The organism is Caballeronia sp. ATUFL_F1_KS39 (genome assembly GCF_023630985.1).
Classification (GTDB): domain Bacteria; phylum Pseudomonadota; class Gammaproteobacteria; order Burkholderiales; family Burkholderiaceae; genus Caballeronia; species Caballeronia zhejiangensis.
In genome coordinates this window covers 1-502 of record NZ_JALQDZ010000051.1, presented here as the reverse complement: position 1 = coordinate 502, position 502 = coordinate 1, and the positions used below count along the sequence as shown (strand labels likewise).

Annotated in this window: 1 protein-coding gene; it reads left to right on the top strand. The window is 63.5% G+C overall.

Going from position 1 to position 502, the window contains the following annotated elements; all coding sequences use genetic code 11:
• The coding region (locus NCR93_RS26070) for an electron transfer flavoprotein subunit alpha/FixB family protein (RefSeq protein WP_250532303.1) at positions 1 to 502 on the top strand (502 nt) is incomplete at both ends.

Genomic DNA, 502 nt, shown 5'->3' with positions numbered 1-502 from the left:
TCGCGCCGCGTATCGCTGCACACTTGGATGTCGCGCAAATCAGCGACATCACCGCCGTCGATAGCGCCGATACTTTCGAACGCCCGATCTACGCAGGCAACGCCATCGCCACGGTTCAATCGAGCGATGCGATCAAGGTCATCACCGTTCGCGCGACGGGCTTCGATCCGGTTGCGGCGGAAGGCGGCAGCGCAGCGGTCGAGAAGATCGAAGCCGCAGCCGATGCAGGCATCTCGCAGTTCGTGAGCCGTGAAGTGACGAAGCTCGATCGTCCGGAACTGACGAGCGCGCACATCATCGTGTCGGGTGGCCGTGGTCTGGGCAGCGGCGAGAACTACACGAAGACGCTAGAACCGCTCGCCGACAAACTCGGCGCGGCGCTGGGCGCATCGCGCGCGGCAGTCGATGCCGGCTATGTCCCGAACGACTTTCAGGTGGGTCAAACCGGCAAGATCGTCGCGCCGCAACTGTACGTTGCAGTCGGCATCTCGGGCGCGATTCA